The organism is Sorangium sp. So ce836 (assembly GCF_028553905.1).
GTDB classification, from domain to species: Bacteria; Myxococcota_A; Polyangia; order Polyangiales; family Polyangiaceae; genus Sorangium; species Sorangium cellulosum_D.
Genome location: NZ_CP102233.1, coordinates 10,296,593 through 10,312,449, shown reverse-complemented (window position 1 = coordinate 10,312,449; position 15,857 = coordinate 10,296,593). Strand labels below are relative to the sequence as shown.

Here is a 15,857-nt window from a genome sequence, read left to right as displayed (position 1 = left end):
GAGCGCCATGACGTGGGCGCCCCGTTGAGAATCAAGCTGGTTGATGCTATCTCGCTTGGGTTCGTTGATGGTCATCGCGCCGGTGAGCGGGCCTCGGTCGCGCGCGTGATGGTTGGCCCATCGCCAGCCTGAGGGTGCCGGGGTGCTCGAACGCGCCAAGGGTTCCCTCGCAGGGCTCGGCGGCTGCGCACCGGCGGGCGCGTCGCGCGGGCGATGGGAGGACGGAGCCTCTGGCGGGGGTTCCGGCCACCGGATGGACGATGGCCATCGCACGCGTGAGCGAACCATCGTCCTACCTGAGCGAGAAGGTGGGGCGTATCCGTGCTGTAGACCCCATTCTCGCGGGGTGCGGGCAGGCGCCGTAGATTCGCGGTGCGATGCGAGAGCGAGAGCGGCCTACGGAAAAGCGTGGCGGTGACCGGCAGCGAGCGGAAGGCCCGATGGCCCCCGGCGCCGCGGCCAGCGTGGTCGTCCGCCGGCGCACGACGAAGCCGAGAGCGGCCGATGCTGCTCCGGAGCCGGCGTTGCCGAGAAGGTGCCGGACGCCACGCGCCGACAGGGCGAGCGTCGTCGACGAGGTCGCGCCAGCACGCCCAGGCCGGCGAGCAGCACGCCCGGCGGCCGGCAAGGAGGCGGCGGTGGCCGACGAGGGGGAGCCGCGATCAGCTGGGCGTCGCAGCCGGCGCGCGGGGCCACGGACTGGCCGCGAGCCGCTGCCGAGCATCGGCGTGCTCGAGGGTCTGCTTCCAGGACTTGGGAGCGAGCTCAATGAAACGCTCGGGCGGCCAAGTGGGCAGCAGGATGAGCACGTCGCGCAAGTAAGCCCAGGGCTCGATGCCGTGCAGCGCACAGGAGGCGATGAGCGAGACGATGGTGGCGTTCCACTCGGCGCCGTCGTTGCTGCCGACGAAAATCCAGTTCTTTCTGCCGACGGCCTCTCTGCGAAGCTCGAGCTCGCTCCGGTTGTTGTCCAGACGGAGCCGACCATCGTCGAGGAAGCGGGTGAGCGCGGCCCACTGGTTGAGCGCGTAGCCGACGGCGATGGCGATGGGGCTCTTCGGCAGCACGAGCAGGTCCTGCGCCTGCAGCCACCCGCGGAACGCATCGAGCACGGGCTCGGCGGCCTTCCGACGCTGCTCCGTTCGACGGCTCGGAGACTGTTCCTTGGTCGCCTTGTCGATGGTATAGAGCTGGTGAATGAAGCCGATGGCCGTCGTCGCCCGCTCCCGGTCGGAGCTCATCGCCTCGAAGAAGTGCCTGCGGCAATGAGCCCAGCAACCGACCTCGGTCACCTGCTCGGTGCGGAAGAGCAAATCGTACACATTCGATGCGTCCGCCTGGACATAGCCCTTGTAGCCGCGCAGGAACGCTTTGGGACCACCCTGATTGTGGTGCGGCGTGAAGCGGAACAGGACGTGATCTCGGTCCGCCACCAGGACCCAGAAGTGGCCCCGCCGGCACTTGTCCTTCGCCTGAACGAGCACGCCCGTGGCATCGATGGCGATGCAATGCGCGCTCAGGGCGTCGTCGGCCATGGCCGCGACGATGAGCTTGAGCTTGTCGGCGCACGAGGCGACCCAGCCGCACAGCGTCGAGCGCGAGAGGTGAAGGCCCCACCGCTCGAACATCTTCTCCAGCCGGTGAAGCGGCAGGTGGTCGGCGTACTTGCTCACGAGCACGTGGGCGAGCAAGCCCGGGCCGGCGAGACAGCGTGGGATAGGGCTGTCGGGAACGTCTGCGATGGTGATGCCTTGCTCGGGCTCGCCCTTGACCGCGAACTTCGGCCTGACGATCTGCAGCCGTACGAAGCTCGCGGGCCGCCACTCCAGCGTCTCCGACACCTCCTCGCCGATGCGGACAAGTGCGGTTGCGCGCTCATCCTGCACCTCCGGCGGCAACAGCTCGATGCGCTCGACCGGCAGATGCTCGGGCAGCTTTTGCCGTCCGTGCGGGAGGACGATGCGCCCCTTGTCGCCGCCTCCGGATGAGCCGCTTGGTGCTGCGCCACCGCCCTGCGGCGAGCTGGCTGGGCCCGCGTCGGGCGGCGCACCTGCGCCCGCGAGCATCTGTAGGATCGCGTCGAAGGCGAGCTGCATCTGCCCGGGGTCGACGTGCTCGGCCTTCTGGCCGAAGATGTGTCGGCGAAGCCGCTCCAGCTCGATACTGGCGAGCTCGTAGAGCTTACGGTACTCGTCCCGCTCGTGGGCGGCGCGCGCGAGCTTGTCCTTCAGCTCGTGGATCTGCTCTTCGACCGACATGCTCACGACGCGGTGATACCTTGTGGATCGCCGCTTTTTGAAGGGGTTGTTGCAGGAAAATGATGGGCTCTGGCGGGAATGCGGCGATGGGCGCTGCGCGTGAGAGCGCGAGGCTGTCGTGTCCGATCAGGGGGCCGGAGGCGATGAGTAGCCGCTCCGCTGACCGCGTCTTTCCCCTGGCCAGATTCGGTTGCACGCTACGCGACGCCAGATGAGGGCCGTGCCCTCGCCGAGCGAAGAGGAGCGAGCGATGCCAGGAAGCAGGGAGCTGGTACAGCTGCGTGCAGAGCTGTCGAGGTATCGAGAGCAGAAGAGCCGTGGGAAATTCCCGAGCGAGCTGCGGGAGCGAGCCGAGGCCTACGCCAAGGCGCGCTCCCGCTCGGGGGCAACACCGACCGAGATCGCCACGGAGCTCGGTGTCCACAAGATGACTGCCGACCGATGGGTGGCTGACGGTGAGCGCGCAGACGAGGGTGCGTCGCCAAGAGCCCCCAAGGCGGCTCAGCAGATTCCGTTCCTACCCGTCGTGGTGCGCCCGGAGCGCCGCGAGGCGCCGCCTTTGCGGCTCAACGTCGCGTTTGCCGACGGGACGCGGATGCAGGTATGTGGGATAGGCGCGCGCGAGCTCGTGGAAGCACTCGAAGCGTTGCGGAGGGGACGGTGACCCCCGCGACTATAGCCGTCTATCTGGCGGTCGGTCCAGTGGACTTGCGTGGTGCGTTCGACCGGCTCGCCGCGATCACCCGGCAAGTGCTGTGCCTGGACCCGGCCAGCGGCGCGCTGTTCTTGTTCCTCAACAGGAGGCGTAACCGGCTCAAAGCCCTTTGGTGGGATCGCAATGGATACACGATCTTGTATAAGCGTCTCTCGAAGGGTGCATTTGCTCTGCCTTCGTTCACCGAGGCCGACGGCAGGTGTATCGAGCTGTCAGCACAGGACTTCGCGCAGCTGCTCGCCGGTCTGCCTGTAGAAGAGCTGGCAAGCCGCCGCCGGCTGGTCCACTGAGGCGTCTGCGCCGGCGCTCGTTCACCGCGCTGCCGGCGCCAGCGCGGCCCGATGGCGGCCGGCGCAGCCGGATGCGGAGATGGAGCAGGGCGCGCGCTGCATCGCGCCCGAAGACCTCGCGAGAGCGCGCCGCCGATGGCGCACCATGGCGGCCCTGCATTCCCGCCTTCGACGAGAAATTCTCATCGAAAACAGCGAATTTTCGCTGCATAAGGTACTTGTCAAGAGCAAGCGCAGGGGGCATCCATGGCGCGCCTTGACCTCGACGACACGCCCCGGTGAGACCGCGCTGCCGCAGTCGACGGAGGCAGAGCGCCTTGACGGCGCGGCGCTCGTGCTCGGCTATCTCCAGGCCAGGGGACAAGGACAGGGGAGCCCCGCCGGCCCCGCGTCGGTGGTCGACGCGCTGCTCCGGCGGGTGCAGGAGCTCGAGGCGAGGCTGGCCGAGCTCTCGACGGCGGAGCAGCAGGCCCAAGAGCTCGCTCGCACCGTCGCGTCGCTCAAGGCGTACAATCAACAGCTGCAGGAGACGATTCGGACCCTGGAGATCGGATTCCGGCGCCACGTCTCCGAGCAGGTCTCGCCTGACCAGCTGCGGCTTTCGCTGGCCGGAGAGCCAGATGCCTGTCCGGCTCCGACTTCGTCGCAGGCCGAGAGCGTCGACGCCGCGCCCGAAGTGGACCCGGGCGAGGCCAGCGGCCCGCCGCCGGGCTCCGCGAGCCCACCGGAGCACGCGGGGACGGCAGAATCCTCCTCCGGCTCCGATCCCGGAGGTGGCAAGCCAGTCAAGCGCCACGAGCACGGGCGCCGCCGCATCGGTGTCATTCCGAGGGTGATCATCGAGTCGCTGCCGCAGGAGGTGCTGCTCAAAGGCCTCGAGCGCTTCGAGCGTGTGGGCGCCGAAGACAGCTCGAGCATCGGCTACCGGCGTGGCGGCCTCCTCGAGCTCGTCACGCGTCGCCTCAAGTACGTGGCCAAGGCGGAGGCACCGGCGGCGAGCAGCGCAGCTGAAGAGGCGCCGGCTCCTTCGCCAGCCGCCGGGCCGGCCTTGAATCACGAGCGCGGCGAGCCGCTCGTCGTGCGGGAGCACGAGCTCCTGGGGATCCCCGCGGACACGTCCTTCAAGCAAAGCCCCTTCGTCGACGGCGTCCTTGTACGCTACACGCCCGAGTCGGACGCTGCGGAGGACAGCGGACCGGTGAAGATCGCGTCGCTGCCGGAGCGCCCGATCGACAGGTGCCTTGCCGATCCGAGCCTCTTGGCCCACCTGTTCGTCCACAAGCTCGACTACCACACGCCCTACTACCGGCAAGAGGTGGAGTCGGATCGCCACGGCTTCCGCATCGGCCGCGGCAACATGACCCGCTGGCAGTACGATTGTGGTGGCATCGCGATGCGCATCGCCGATGCTATCTGGAGCGACGCGCTCTCGAGGTCGTGGTTCGCCATGGATGCGACGGGCACCGCCATCCGGGCCAAGGACAAGCACCGCTATGGGCATGTCTTCGTCCTGGTCGCGCCGGGCGATGGGGTGCTGTTCCGCTATACACCGACGTACGACGGGCCCACCGTCGCGAAGCTCTTCGGCGGCTACCAGGGGACGCTCGTCGCCGACGCCTCGGCCAACCACAACGTGCTGTTCGGGCCGGGCAAGGCGCGTGAGGCCGGCTGCTGGAGCCATACACGAAGGCGCTTCTTCAAGGCGTTCAAGGCCGGGGCGGGCAAGGAGGCGGCGTTCGCGCTCCAGACCCTCCAGGCGCTCTTCCGCGTCGAGCAGGAATGCGCCCTGTGCAGCCCGGACGAGCGCCTCGAGATCCGGCAGCGCAAGTCCGCACCGCTGATTGAGAAGCTCTTCGCCTGGGTCGAGGCGCAGCGGCAGGTCGTCCCCGAGCATTCGCCGTTGCGCGAAGGGCTGGTCTATCTGCACAACCAGAGGGAGGCGCTCTGCGAGTTCCTCTCCAACGGGGAGATCCCCATCCACAACAATGCCTCCGAGAGGGCTCTGCGCCGCGTCGTCAAGGGACGGCGCAACTGGCTCTTCCACGGCAGCGACGAGCACGCTGTCCGGTCTTGTGCCATCACGTCGCTCATCGCGACTTGCCAGATGCACGGGTTCGACCCCGAGCTCTACTTGCAGGAGATCCTGACCGTGGCTCCGAGCTATCCGCTCAGTCGCATCCTCGACCTGAGTCCCAAGAACTGGGTCGCGACGCGACAACGCCTCATCGCCGAAGGGCGGCTCAAGTACCTGGACCTGGCTCGGATCACCGGCTCGCGGCTCGCCTTCCGCGACCGCTGATCGCGCCGCGTCGCCCGCATCCGCCGCGCCCACAGCGCTCGTCGCGTCCGGAGCGGTCGAGGCCGGCGCGCGTCCTTTCCGCGCCGAGGTGCGTCGGCTCGTCGAGCCGGTGCTGTCGTCGCTTCGCCCGGCCGCCGTCGAGCTCGTCGTGGCGGGGCGCCTCCGGGTCGCTTCGCTTCGGCGCTGCTTGTCCGCGCCTCGGGTCGGCCGCCGTCCGCCCTCCTGCTCCGCGGACGGCTGGGCGGCGCTCTTGCGGCGCCCCACGCCTGCGGGCTCGGCTGCTCCCGCGCGCTCTTCCTGGCCGTAGCCGCTCCGCAGAGCGCGTTCTGAAGCGTGCTTGTGGAAGGCGGCCACGTGCGTAGAGTCGCGGTGCGATGACGAAGCGACGGAGCGGGGAGGAGGGAGTCGAAGTCCCGAGCCTGACGACGGCGGTGCTGAAGCTGTCCGCGCCGCATGTCGCGTGGCAAGGCCGCGAGGACGCCCCCGCCCGCGCGAAGGGGCGCCCGCGTGGCGCGGCCGGGCAGGAGGAGCGCGCGGGATCTGCCGAGGCCACAGGCGTGCGGCGCCGCAAGAGCGCCGCCCAGCCGTCCGCGGACGAGGTGGGCGAACGGCGGCCGACCCGAGGCGCGGACAAGCAGCGCCGAAGCGAAGCGACCCGAAGGCGCCCCGCGAAGACGAGCTCGACGGTGGCGGGACGAAGCGACGACAGCACCGGCTCGACGCGCCGACGCACCTCGGCGCGGACGCGGAAAGGACGCGCGCCTGACTCGGCCGCTCCGGACGCGACGAGCGCTGTGGGCGCGACGGAAGCGGACGACGCGGCGCGATCAGCGGTCGCGGAAGGCGAGCCGCGAGCCGGTGATCCGAGCCAGGTCCAGGTACTTGAGCCGCCCCTCGGCGATGAGGCGTTGTCGCGTCGCGACCCAGTTGTTGGGACTCAGGTCGAGGATGCGACTGAGCGGATAGCTGGGAGCCACGGTCAGGATCTCCTGCAAGTACAGCTCGGGGTCGAGCCCGTGCATCTGGCAGGTCGCGATGAGCGACGTGATGGCACACGCCCGGACAGCATGCTCGTCGCTGCCGTGGAAGAGCCAGTTGCGCCGCCCCTTGACGACGCGGCGCAGAGCCCTCTCACTGGCATTGTTGTGGATGGGGATCTCCCCGTTGGAGAGGAACTCGCAGAGCGCCTCCCTCTGGTTGTGCAGGTAGACCAGCCCTTCGCGCAACGGCGAATGCTCCGGGACGACCTGCCGCTGCGCCTCGACCCAGGCGAAGAGCTTCTCAATCAGCGGTGCGGACTCGCGCTGCCGGAGCTCGAGACGCTCGTCCGGGCTGCACAGGGCGCATTCCTCCTCGACGCGGAAGAGCGCCTGGATGGCCTGGAGCGCGAACGCCGCCTCCGTGCCCGCCCCGGCCTTGAACGCCTTGAAGAAGCGCCTTCGTGCATGGCTCCAGCAGCCGGCCTCGCGCGCTTTGCCCGGCCCGAACAGCACGTTGTGGTTGGCCGAGGCATCGGCGACGAGCGTCCCCTGGTAGCCGCCGAAGAGCTTCGCGACGGTGGGGCCGTCGTACGTCGGTGTATAGCGAAACAGCACCCCATCGCCCGGCGCGACCAGGACGAAGACATGCCCATAGCGGTGCTTGTCCTTGGCCCGGATGGCGGTGCCCGTCGCATCCATGGCGAACCACGACCGCGAGAGCGCGTTGCTCCACATGGCATCGGCGATGCGCATCGCGATGCCACCGCAATCGTACTGCCAGCGTGTCATGTTGCCGCGGCCGATGCGGAAGCCGTGGCGATCCGACTCCACCTCTTGCCGGTAGTAGGGCATGTGGTAGTCGAGCTTGTGGACGAACAGGTGGGCCAAGAGGCTCGGGTCAGCAAGGCACCTGTCGATCGGGCGCTCCGGCAGCGCGGCGATCTTCACCGGTCCGCCGCTGTCCTGCGCAGCATCCGACTCGGGCGTGTAGCGTACGAGGACGCCGTCGACGAAGGGGCTTTGCTTGAAGCCCGTGTCCGCGGGGATCCCCAGGAGCTCGTGCTCTCGCACGAGCAGCGGCTCGTCCAGCTCGTGCGTGAAGGCCGGTCCACCGGCTGGCGAAGGAGCCGGCTCCTCTTCAGCTCCGCTGCTCGCCGCCGGTGCCTCCGCCTTGGCCACGTACTTGGGGCGACGCGTGACGATCTCGATGGGGCCGCCACGCCGGTAGCCGATGACCGAGCTGTCTTCGGCGCCCACACGCTCGAAGCGCTCGATGCCTTTGAGCAGCACCTCCGGCGGCAGCGACTCGATGACCACCCTCGGGATGACACCGATGCGACGGCGCCCGTGCTCGTGGCGCTTGGCTCGCTTGCCACCTCCGGGATCCGAGCCGGAGGAGGACTCTGCCGCCGCCACGCGCTCCGGCGCGCTCGCGGGGCCCGGCGGCTGGTTGCTACCGTCGCTCGGGTCCGCATCGGGCGAGGCGCAGTGCTCGGTCTGCGACGAAGCTGGAGCCGGACAGGCGCCTGGCGCGCCGGCCAGCGAAAGCCGCAGCTGGTCAGGCGAGACCTGCTCGGAGACGTGTCGCCGGAACCCGATCTCCAAGGTCCGAATCGTCTCCTGCAGCTGTTGATTGTACGCCTTGAGCGACTCGACAGTGCGAGCGAGCTCGTGGGCCTGCTGCTCCGCCGTCGAGAGCTCGGCCAGCCTCGCCTCGAGCTCCTGCACCCGCCGGAGCAGCGCGTCGACCGCCGACCCGGGGTCGGCGGGGCTCCCCTGGGCTTGTCCCCTGGCCTGGAGGTAGCCGAGCACGAGCGCCGCACCGTCAAGGCGCTCTGGCTCCGCCGACTGCGGCAGCGCGGTCTCACCGGATCGTGTCGTCGAGGTCAAGGCGCGCCATGGATGCCCCCTCCGCTTGCCCTTGACAAGTACCTTATGCAGCCGACTTGTCGCTACTTTCGATGAGAATCTCTCGCCGAAGACGGGAATGCAGGGCAGTCGTGGTGCGCCATCGGCGCCGCGCTCCCGCGAGGTCTTCGGGCGCGATGCAGCTCGCGCCCTGCTCCATCCCCGCATCCGGCTGCGCCGGCCGCCATCGGGCCGCGCTGGCGCCGGCAGCGTGGTGAACGAGCGCCGGCGCAGACGCCTCAGTGGACCAGCCGGCGGCGGCTTGCCAGCTCTTCCACGGGTAGACCGGCGAGCAGCTGCGCGAAGTCCTGTGCTGACAGCTCGATACACTTGCCGTCGGCCTCGGTGAACGAGGGCAGAGCAAACGCACCCTTCGAGAGACGCTTATACAGAATCGTATATCCGTTGCGGTCCCACCAAAGTGCTTTTAGCCGGTTGCGCCTCCTGTTGAGGAACAAGAACAGCGCGCCACTGGCCGGGTCCAGGCACAGCACCTGCCGGGTGATCGCGGCGAGCCGGTCGAATGCGCCACGCAAGTCCACTGGACCGACCGCCAGATAGACGGCTATCGTCGCGGGGGTCACCGTCCCCTCCGCAGCGCTTCGATCGCATCCACGAGGTCGCGCGCGCCTATCCCACATACCTGCATCCGCGTCCCATCGGCAAATGCGACGTTGAGCCGCACAGGCGGCGCTTCTCGGCGCTCCGGGCGCACCACGACGGGGAGAAACGGAACATGCTGAGCCGCATGGGTGGCTCTTGGCAACGCACCCTCCTCTGCGCGCTCACCGCCAGCTACCCATCGGTCGACGGTCATCTTGTGGACACCGAGCTCCGTGGCGATCTCGGTCGGCGTCGCCCCCGCGAGGGAACGCTCCTTGGCGTACGCCTCGGCTCGCTCCCGCAGCTCGCTCGGGTACTTCCCACGGCTCTTCTGCTCTCGATACCTCGACATCTCTGCACGCAGCTGCACCAGCTCCCTGCTTCCTGGCATCGCTCGCTCCTCTTCGCTCGGCGAGGGCGCGGCCCTCATCAGACGTCGCGTAGCGTGCAACCGAAGCTGGCTAGGGAAAAGACGCGGTCCGCGGAGCGGCTACTCCTGGCCGGCCGCGCGACGCGGGCGCCCCTTCGGTATCCGTGCTGTAGACCCCATTCTCGCGGGGTGCGGGCAGGCGCCGTAGATTCGCGGTGCGATGCGAGAGCGAGAGCGGCCTACGGAAAAGCGTGGCGGTGACCGGCAGCGAGCGGAAGGCCCGATGGCCCCCGGCGCCGCGGCCAGCGTGGTCGTCCGCCGGCGCACGACGAAGCCGAGAGCGGCCGATGCTGCTCCGGAGCCGGCGTTGCCGAGAAGGTGCCGGACGCCACGCGCCGACAGGGCGAGCGTCGTCGACGAGGTCGCGCCAGCACGCCCAGGCCGGCGAGCAGCACGCCCGGCGGCCGGCAAGGAGGCGGCGGTGGCCGACGAGGGGGAGCCGCGATCAGCTGGGCGTCGCAGCCGGCGCGCGGGGCCACGGACTGGCCGCGAGCCGCTGCCGAGCATCGGCGTGCTCGAGGGTCTGCTTCCAGGACTTGGGAGCGAGCTCAATGAAACGCTCGGGCGGCCAAGTGGGCAGCAGGATGAGCACGTCGCGCAAGTAAGCCCAGGGCTCGATGCCGTGCAGCGCACAGGAGGCGATGAGCGAGACGATGGTGGCGTTCCACTCGGCGCCGTCGTTGCTGCCGACGAAAATCCAGTTCTTTCTGCCGACGGCCTCTCTGCGAAGCTCGAGCTCGCTCCGGTTGTTGTCCAGACGGAGCCGACCATCGTCGAGGAAGCGGGTGAGCGCGGCCCACTGGTTGAGCGCGTAGCCGACGGCGATGGCGATGGGGCTCTTCGGCAGCACGAGCAGGTCCTGCGCCTGCAGCCACCCGCGGAACGCATCGAGCACGGGCTCGGCGGCCTTCCGACGCTGCTCCGTTCGACGGCTCGGAGGCTGTTCCTTGGTCGCCTTGTCGATGGTGTAGAGCTGGTGAATGAAGCCGATGGCCGTCGTCGCCCGCTCCCGGTCGGAGCTCATCGCCTCGAAGAAGTGCCTGCGGCAATGAGCCCAGCAACCGACCTCGGTCACCTGCTCGGTGCGGAAGAGCAAATCGTACACATTCGATGCGTCCGCCTGGACATAGCCCTTGTAGCCGCGCAGGAACGCTTTGGGACCACCCTGATTGTGGTGCGGCGTGAAGCGGAACAGGACGTGATCTCGGTCCGCCACCAGGACCCAGAAGTGGCCCCGCCGGCACTTGTCCTTCGCCTGAACGAGCACGCCCGTGGCATCGATGGCGATGCAATGCGCGCTCAGGGCGTCGTCGGCCATGGCCGCGACGATGAGCTTGAGCTTGTCGGCGCACGAGGCGACCCAGCCGCACAGCGTCGAGCGCGAGAGGTGAAGGCCCCACCGCTCGAACATCTTCTCCAGCCGGTGAAGCGGCAGGTGGTCGGCGTACTTGCTCACGAGCACGTGGGCGAGCAAGCCCGGGCCGGCGAGACAGCGTGGGATAGGGCTGTCGGGAACGTCTGCGATGGTGATGCCTTGCTCGGGCTCGCCCTTGACCGCGAACTTCGGCCTGACGATCTGCAGCCGTACGAAGCTCGCGGGCCGCCACTCCAGCGTCTCCGACACCTCCTCGCCGATGCGGACAAGTGCGGTTGCGCGCTCATCCTGCACCTCCGGCGGCAACAGCTCGATGCGCTCGACCGGCAGATGCTCGGGCAGCTTTTGCCGTCCGTGCGGGCGGACGATGCGCCCCTTGTCGCCGCCTCCGGATGAGCCGCTTGGTGCTGCGCCACCGCCCTGCGGCGAGCTGGCTGGGCCCGCGTCGGGCGGCGCACCTGCGCCCGCGAGCATCTGTAGGATCGCGTCGAAGGCGAGCTGCATCTGCCCGGGGTCGACGTGCTCGGCCTTCTGGCCGAAGATGTGTCGGCGAAGCCGCTCCAGCTCGATACTGGCGAGCTCGTAGAGCTTACGGTACTCGTCCCGCTCGTGGGCGGCGCGCGCGAGCTTGTCCTTCAGCTCGTGGATCTGCTCTTCGACCGACATGCTCACGACGCGGTGATACCTTGTGGATCGCCGCTTTTTGAAGGGGTTGTTGCAGGAAAATGATGGGCTCTGGCGGGAATGCGGCGATGGGCGCTGCGCGTGAGAGCGCGAGGCTGTCGTGTCCGATCAGGGGGCCGGAGGCGATGAAGCCGCGGCGAGGCGAACCTCTCGCCGCAGCTTCGAAGGTGGAAGGGCGATGCCTTCGAGGATCTTCGCCAGCTCCGCCGCGTCGATGACGACGCTCGTGGCTCCCGGCGTGACCGCACGCGGAGCGCGAAACGTCCCGCGCTCCAGCCTTTTGTAGAGAAGGCAGTATCCGCTGCGGTCCCACCACAGGGCCTTCACACGGTCGGCTGCCCGGTTGAAAAAGAGGAACAACGCTCCGGAGAGCGGGTCCTGCCGCAGCACCTCGCGCACGACGGCAGCAAGACCATCGAAGGACCGGCGCAAGTCGAGCGGCTCGGTGGCCACGTAGATTGCGACGCGGCCCGGGATCATCGTGCCCCCCCGAGCGCACGAACAACGCGTGCCAGCGTGTCCTCGTCAAACGACGGCGGGACTCGGATGACCGCACCATCCGGAAAGACGATCTCCAGCGCCGCGCTCGACGAGGGCGTCCTGGCTCCTGCCGGGGCGACGACCACGGGCAGCAGCGCGGGCAGCGCCGCCTTCTCCGAGCGCTGCCGGTACTCGCTCCGCTTCATGCCCAGCCGGCGGCTCCAGGAGTACAGCGTGCCGGCGTTGACCCCCTCCTGCTCCGCGAACACGCGGGCGGAGTGCCCGCTCTTGTGCCAGCGCGCCACGCGGTCGCGCCAGGTGCGTGTGCTCTCGTCCATCGACACCTCCAGCGCCGGTTTCTAAGCGGCGCAGAGGCTCGAAGACAGGATGGGGTCCGCAGAACGCGTACCCCCTTCGCGCGGGCGGGGACGTCCTCGCGGCCTTGCCACGCGACATGCGGCGCGGACAGCTTCAGCACCGCCGTCATCAGGCTCGGGACTTCGACGCCTGCGTCCCCGCTCCGTCGCTCCGTCATCGCACCGCGACTCTACGCACGGGGCCGCCTTCCACAAGCTCGCTTCAGAACGCGCTCTGCGGAGCGGCTACACGACGGCAGCAAGACCATCGAAGGACCGGCGCAAGTCGAGCGGCTCGGTGGCCACGTAGATTGCGACGCGGCCCGGGATCATCGTGCCCCCCCGAGCGCACGAACAACGCGTGCCAGCGTGTCCTCGTCAAACGACGGCGGGACTCGGATGACCGCACCATCCGGAAAGACGATCTCCAGCGCCGCGCTCGACGAGGGCGTCCTGGCTCCTGCCGGGGCGACGACCACGGGCAGCAGCGCGGGCAGCGCCGCCTTCTCCGAGCGCTGCCGGTACTCGCTCCGCTTCATGCCCAGCCGGCGGCTCCAGGAGTACAGCGTGCCGGCGTTGACCCCCTCCTGCTCCGCGAACACGCGGGCGGAGTGCCCGCTCTTGTGCCAGCGCGCCACGCGGTCGCGCCAGGTGCGTGTGCTCTCGTCCATCGACACCTCCAGCGCCGGTTTCTAAGCGGCGCAGAGGCTCGAAGACAGGATGGGGTCCGCAGAACGCGTACGTGGGGCCACCGATCATCTACCGGTAGCGCTAACAGCCTGGCACGACCGAATCGACAGGGCCCCGGAGCTGGTCGCGAACTCCGAACGCGGCCGCTCATGACAAATTTGCGCCCGAGTCGCGCATGAGGTGCATCTCTCCGCAAGCCGGCCCCGGGGACAGTCGCGCCAAGACGCGACGGTTCGCGTCCGCCGAACGACTGACCGCTGTGCCGTGGTTCGGGCTGCCGAGCGGAGCGAGGCTGCCCGGACCGTCGTGCACCAACGGCTTGTTGGGCCTCCCAAAGCAGCCTCAGCGCTTCAACTGCCAAAAGAAGAACGCCGGATTAGATCTCAATTGTCGCTTGTAATCCGTATACGTCTTGAATCCCTGAAAAAGAGCGGCCGCATATGCAAGAAGGCTCACTCCCGCAGCTGCCCCACTCGCGCAGACTACACCGACCATCGCCGCCAGGGCAATGGAAGCCTCAGCCAACGCGGTTTTCCTGAACGACGCAAGCTGACGGTCTACTTCGTCCGCCTTGATAACCATGAGTTCTCGTACGAGGCTCTCCGTTTTTGTTTTCAGCTTTTCGGGGTCATCTTCGAGTCGCGCTTCGGCCAGGCCGCGCTCGAGAGCGTTACGGAAGTTCTGGAATGCTTCACCGTCTTGCGCTCGAACTCGCATGATGGTCTCTGCGTCGATGCCATCCAAGATCGGCAGGTCAAGGTTGAGCAACGAGCTTGCAGCGTATCCGGCGCTTCCGCCGGTCTGTGCGCCGAGCAATCGAAGCAACTCGAATGTGAATTTTGACTGCGTGAGATACAGCGCCCCGCACTCCGCGCTCATTGCAAATTCTGCAAGCGTATTGTTGTGTACGTGTCGCGCGGTCTGGTTGATGGATTGATATACCCAGGTATCAAAGTATGCGGGGTCCGGCGGAGTGGTGGGTAGATGCATAGAAATATGCATCTTCTTGGTGTCGGCATCAACGCGCTGCACCTCCATCTCGTGGAGGTGGTAGATCATTCCCTTATTCACATGGTGACCATCAAACGTGACGTAGATCCCGCGGCTGGGCTGAAGGGTGGGGCTCACGACCCATCCCACGTCTGCGCGAAAGACCGAACGAACTCGGGCGTGCTCGTGGAAGAACTTGAGAACCGCTTCCGGCAGCGCATCACTGAAGTACTGCTCGGAGTAGTGTAACTCGATATCTTTGGGCGGTTCGTAGATGCGACTAACCGGCAACAGCTTCACGTAGTCAGCGGCAACCATAGGCGTAGCGTCGCGCAGAAAGCGAAGAGCCTCGCACAGACGGACACGATCCACTTTGGCGTTTGAGATGCCAATGGTCTTGACCATTTCTTGGCCCATCTGGCTAGGTTCATGAGTCGCCTCGAACAACGGATCGTCCAGCACGTGACACTCGACGTAGAGACCGGTACGGACCAATTGCTCGATCGAGGGCCGGTCTTGACCGGAGAAGACGACCGTGTTGTGTGAGCTGGAGGGCAACTCGTTGCGCAGCTCGGCGAGATGCTCCAGGCAATGCTGGCGGTATCTGTTGAGTTCCCTCCTGAGTTCGGCGTCGGTATAGCGCGCGAATCTATCGCCAATGCTGGCGTCATCGAACAGCATGCTCTCGGACAGGAAATCGTAAAGCACGGAACCCATTGCACTGCCTCTTGCTGGAATTGCTCGCTTGTAATGATCTGCCGCGCAGCGCCGGTGCCCGTAGGCCCAACGGCTGGGGCCTCACGCGCCGGGCGCGTTGCCGAGCGAAGCGAGGCTCCGCGCCCCGTAGGGTGCAGGCTCTTGCTCGGCGGCCCAGGTACAGTTCCTTCTATTGCGCCACTCGGTCGAAGTGTGCCGTCACGGCCGCCTCCTCTGCAAGCAACCGGCGACGGCGCCGGAGGAACTCATCAAAGGGCAGGGAACCCAAGAGAATCATCATTAAGTCGTGGCCCGTGATTACGAAGAAGGTGGGCTGCTTGCCGACTCGGATCGCCGCCTCCGCCTCCTGCGTGATCCCATTCATGGCAACAAACATCCCGCGGGTAAAGGAAGACTTGCCCTCAACCTTGCCTCGAAAGACGAGCAGTTCCTTCTCGCGCAATGGCTTCCGCTCCCACTTCGCTTCCAGCAGGTAGACCTCGTGGTCCAACTCGAAGGATCCATCGATCTGCTCACCGACAAGTTCGAAGGGCCTTCGCGGCGCCAGATTGAAGAGGCTGAAGAGGCGATTGAGCAGCCTCTCCAGCTTCAGACCAGCTTCTTGGCGGTCCGGTTGTACGAAAAGCGCCTCCAACTCGGCCTTGAGTTGGCCTAGCGCCACCAAGTGCTGTTCCCGCGCGGACGGGCGCTCAAGAACTGGCTCCGAAGTGGTCGTGGAAGCCTGCCCGACGGCGCAGCCTGAAGAGAGTCTTTCCGCGATACGGCGGCAATCCTGGTACAGGCGTTTGCTCTCCTCGTCGCGACTCGGATTGCTGAACTCGCGGTACTCCAAGAGGTCCGCGAGTAGCTTACCGACAACACTATTGGGTTCGCGGTCCCAGAACGCACGGATGCGATTCGCCTTCGAGCCAGAGGCGTAGTTATAGACCTCATCGTAGATGTTCTTCCGAACGCTCTGTCGAACGAACTCCTCAAGAGTCCTGTTCGAGAAGTCCAGCACGTAGCCGCCGCCCATTCCGAGCAGCTTCTCAAGTTTCGTTTTCTCGATGAAAGTGAGGTCTGCCATTTGAAACGTCTCACAC

General features: G+C 67.3%; 13 protein-coding genes. 3 read left to right on the top strand and 10 right to left on the bottom strand.

The features are described 5' to 3' along the window. Positions 1–662: 662 nt before the first annotated feature. Complete coding sequence (tnpC, locus tag NQZ70_RS37500) at positions 663–2,258, bottom strand: IS66 family transposase (protein ID WP_237245701.1); 1,596 nt, start codon at positions 2,256–2,258, stop codon at positions 663–665. A gap of 250 nt (positions 2,259–2,508) precedes the next feature. On the opposite strand from tnpC (NQZ70_RS37500), the gene NQZ70_RS37495 reads away from it, so the two are divergent. The 3 genes from NQZ70_RS37495 to tnpC (NQZ70_RS37485) all read left to right on the top strand — a co-directional run bounded on the left by NQZ70_RS37495 (position 2,509) and on the right by tnpC (NQZ70_RS37485) (position 5,562). Further along, entirely contained in the window at positions 2,509–2,922 is a 414-nt protein-coding gene (locus NQZ70_RS37495; RefSeq protein ID WP_129572567.1) for a helix-turn-helix domain-containing protein, read from the top strand. Then, the gene (gene tnpB, locus NQZ70_RS37490; protein ID WP_165373740.1) at positions 2,919–3,263 is read left to right on the top strand and encodes an IS66 family insertion sequence element accessory protein TnpB; all 345 of its coding nucleotides are present in this window, start codon (positions 2,919–2,921) and stop codon (positions 3,261–3,263) included. The genes NQZ70_RS37495 and tnpB (NQZ70_RS37490) overlap by 4 nt, the downstream gene beginning before the upstream one ends. A gap of 256 nt (positions 3,264–3,519) precedes the next feature. Next, on the top strand, positions 3,520–5,562 hold the full coding sequence (gene tnpC, locus NQZ70_RS37485; protein ID WP_165374363.1) for an IS66 family transposase: 2,043 nt from the start codon (positions 3,520–3,522) through the stop codon (positions 5,560–5,562). 827 nt (positions 5,563–6,389) lie between these two features. On the opposite strand, the gene tnpC (NQZ70_RS37480) is transcribed toward tnpC (NQZ70_RS37485), so the two are convergent. From tnpC (NQZ70_RS37480) to NQZ70_RS37440, 9 genes are all read right to left on the bottom strand, one after another. After that, entirely contained in the window at positions 6,390–8,432 is a 2,043-nt protein-coding gene (gene tnpC / locus NQZ70_RS37480) for an IS66 family transposase (protein ID WP_165374004.1), read from the bottom strand. A 257-nt stretch (positions 8,433–8,689) separates the two neighbouring features. Next, the gene (gene tnpB / locus NQZ70_RS37475; RefSeq protein ID WP_165374362.1) at positions 8,690–9,034 is read right to left on the bottom strand and encodes an IS66 family insertion sequence element accessory protein TnpB; all 345 of its coding nucleotides are present in this window, start codon (positions 9,032–9,034) and stop codon (positions 8,690–8,692) included. Beyond that, positions 9,031–9,444 carry a helix-turn-helix domain-containing protein gene (locus NQZ70_RS37470; protein WP_129575099.1) on the bottom strand — a complete coding sequence of 138 codons (414 nt, stop codon included), beginning with the start codon at positions 9,442–9,444 and terminating at the stop codon, positions 9,031–9,033. Before NQZ70_RS37470 ends, tnpB (NQZ70_RS37475) begins: the two co-directional genes overlap by 4 nt. 484 nt (positions 9,445–9,928) lie before the next feature. Beyond that, positions 9,929–11,524: an IS66 family transposase gene (tnpC, locus tag NQZ70_RS37465; protein WP_237245644.1), complete on the bottom strand. Its 1,596-nt coding sequence runs from the start codon at positions 11,522–11,524 to the stop codon at positions 9,929–9,931. 126 nt (positions 11,525–11,650) lie between these two features. Beyond that, the gene (gene tnpB, locus NQZ70_RS37460) at positions 11,651–12,022 is read right to left on the bottom strand and encodes an IS66 family insertion sequence element accessory protein TnpB (RefSeq protein ID WP_129572538.1); all 372 of its coding nucleotides are present in this window, start codon (positions 12,020–12,022) and stop codon (positions 11,651–11,653) included. Next, complete coding sequence (gene tnpA, locus NQZ70_RS37455) at positions 12,019–12,360, bottom strand: IS66 family insertion sequence element accessory protein TnpA (RefSeq protein WP_129572539.1); 342 nt, start codon at positions 12,358–12,360, stop codon at positions 12,019–12,021. Before tnpA (NQZ70_RS37455) ends, tnpB (NQZ70_RS37460) begins: the two co-directional genes overlap by 4 nt. 347 nt (positions 12,361–12,707) lie before the next feature. Then, entirely contained in the window at positions 12,708–13,049 is a 342-nt protein-coding gene (gene tnpA, locus NQZ70_RS37450) for an IS66 family insertion sequence element accessory protein TnpA (protein WP_129572539.1), read from the bottom strand. A 361-nt stretch (positions 13,050–13,410) separates the two neighbouring features. Next, entirely contained in the window at positions 13,411–14,775 is a 1,365-nt protein-coding gene (locus NQZ70_RS37445; RefSeq protein WP_129578510.1) for a hypothetical protein, read from the bottom strand. A 169-nt stretch (positions 14,776–14,944) separates the two neighbouring features. Continuing rightward, positions 14,945–15,841: a hypothetical protein gene (locus tag NQZ70_RS37440; RefSeq protein WP_129578509.1), complete on the bottom strand. Its 897-nt coding sequence runs from the start codon at positions 15,839–15,841 to the stop codon at positions 14,945–14,947. Positions 15,842–15,857 lie beyond the last annotated feature (16 nt).

Coding starts and splice junctions, on each gene's coding strand:
- tnpC (WP_237245701.1), bottom strand. CDS start 2,258: ATGTCGGTCGAAGAGCAGATCCACGAGCTGAAGGACAAGCTCGCGCGC.
- NQZ70_RS37495 (WP_129572567.1), top strand. CDS start 2,509: ATGCCAGGAAGCAGGGAGCTGGTACAGCTGCGTGCAGAGCTGTCGAGG.
- NQZ70_RS37470 (WP_129575099.1), bottom strand. CDS start 9,444: ATGCCAGGAAGCAGGGAGCTGGTGCAGCTGCGTGCAGAGATGTCGAGG.
- tnpC (WP_237245644.1), bottom strand. CDS start 11,524: ATGTCGGTCGAAGAGCAGATCCACGAGCTGAAGGACAAGCTCGCGCGC.
- tnpB (WP_129572538.1), bottom strand. CDS start 12,022: ATGATCCCGGGCCGCGTCGCAATCTACGTGGCCACCGAGCCGCTCGAC.
- tnpA (WP_129572539.1), bottom strand. CDS start 12,360: ATGGACGAGAGCACACGCACCTGGCGCGACCGCGTGGCGCGCTGGCAC.
- tnpA (WP_129572539.1), bottom strand. CDS start 13,049: ATGGACGAGAGCACACGCACCTGGCGCGACCGCGTGGCGCGCTGGCAC.
- NQZ70_RS37445 (WP_129578510.1), bottom strand. CDS start 14,775: ATGGGTTCCGTGCTTTACGATTTCCTGTCCGAGAGCATGCTGTTCGAT.
- NQZ70_RS37440 (WP_129578509.1), bottom strand. CDS start 15,841: ATGGCAGACCTCACTTTCATCGAGAAAACGAAACTTGAGAAGCTGCTC.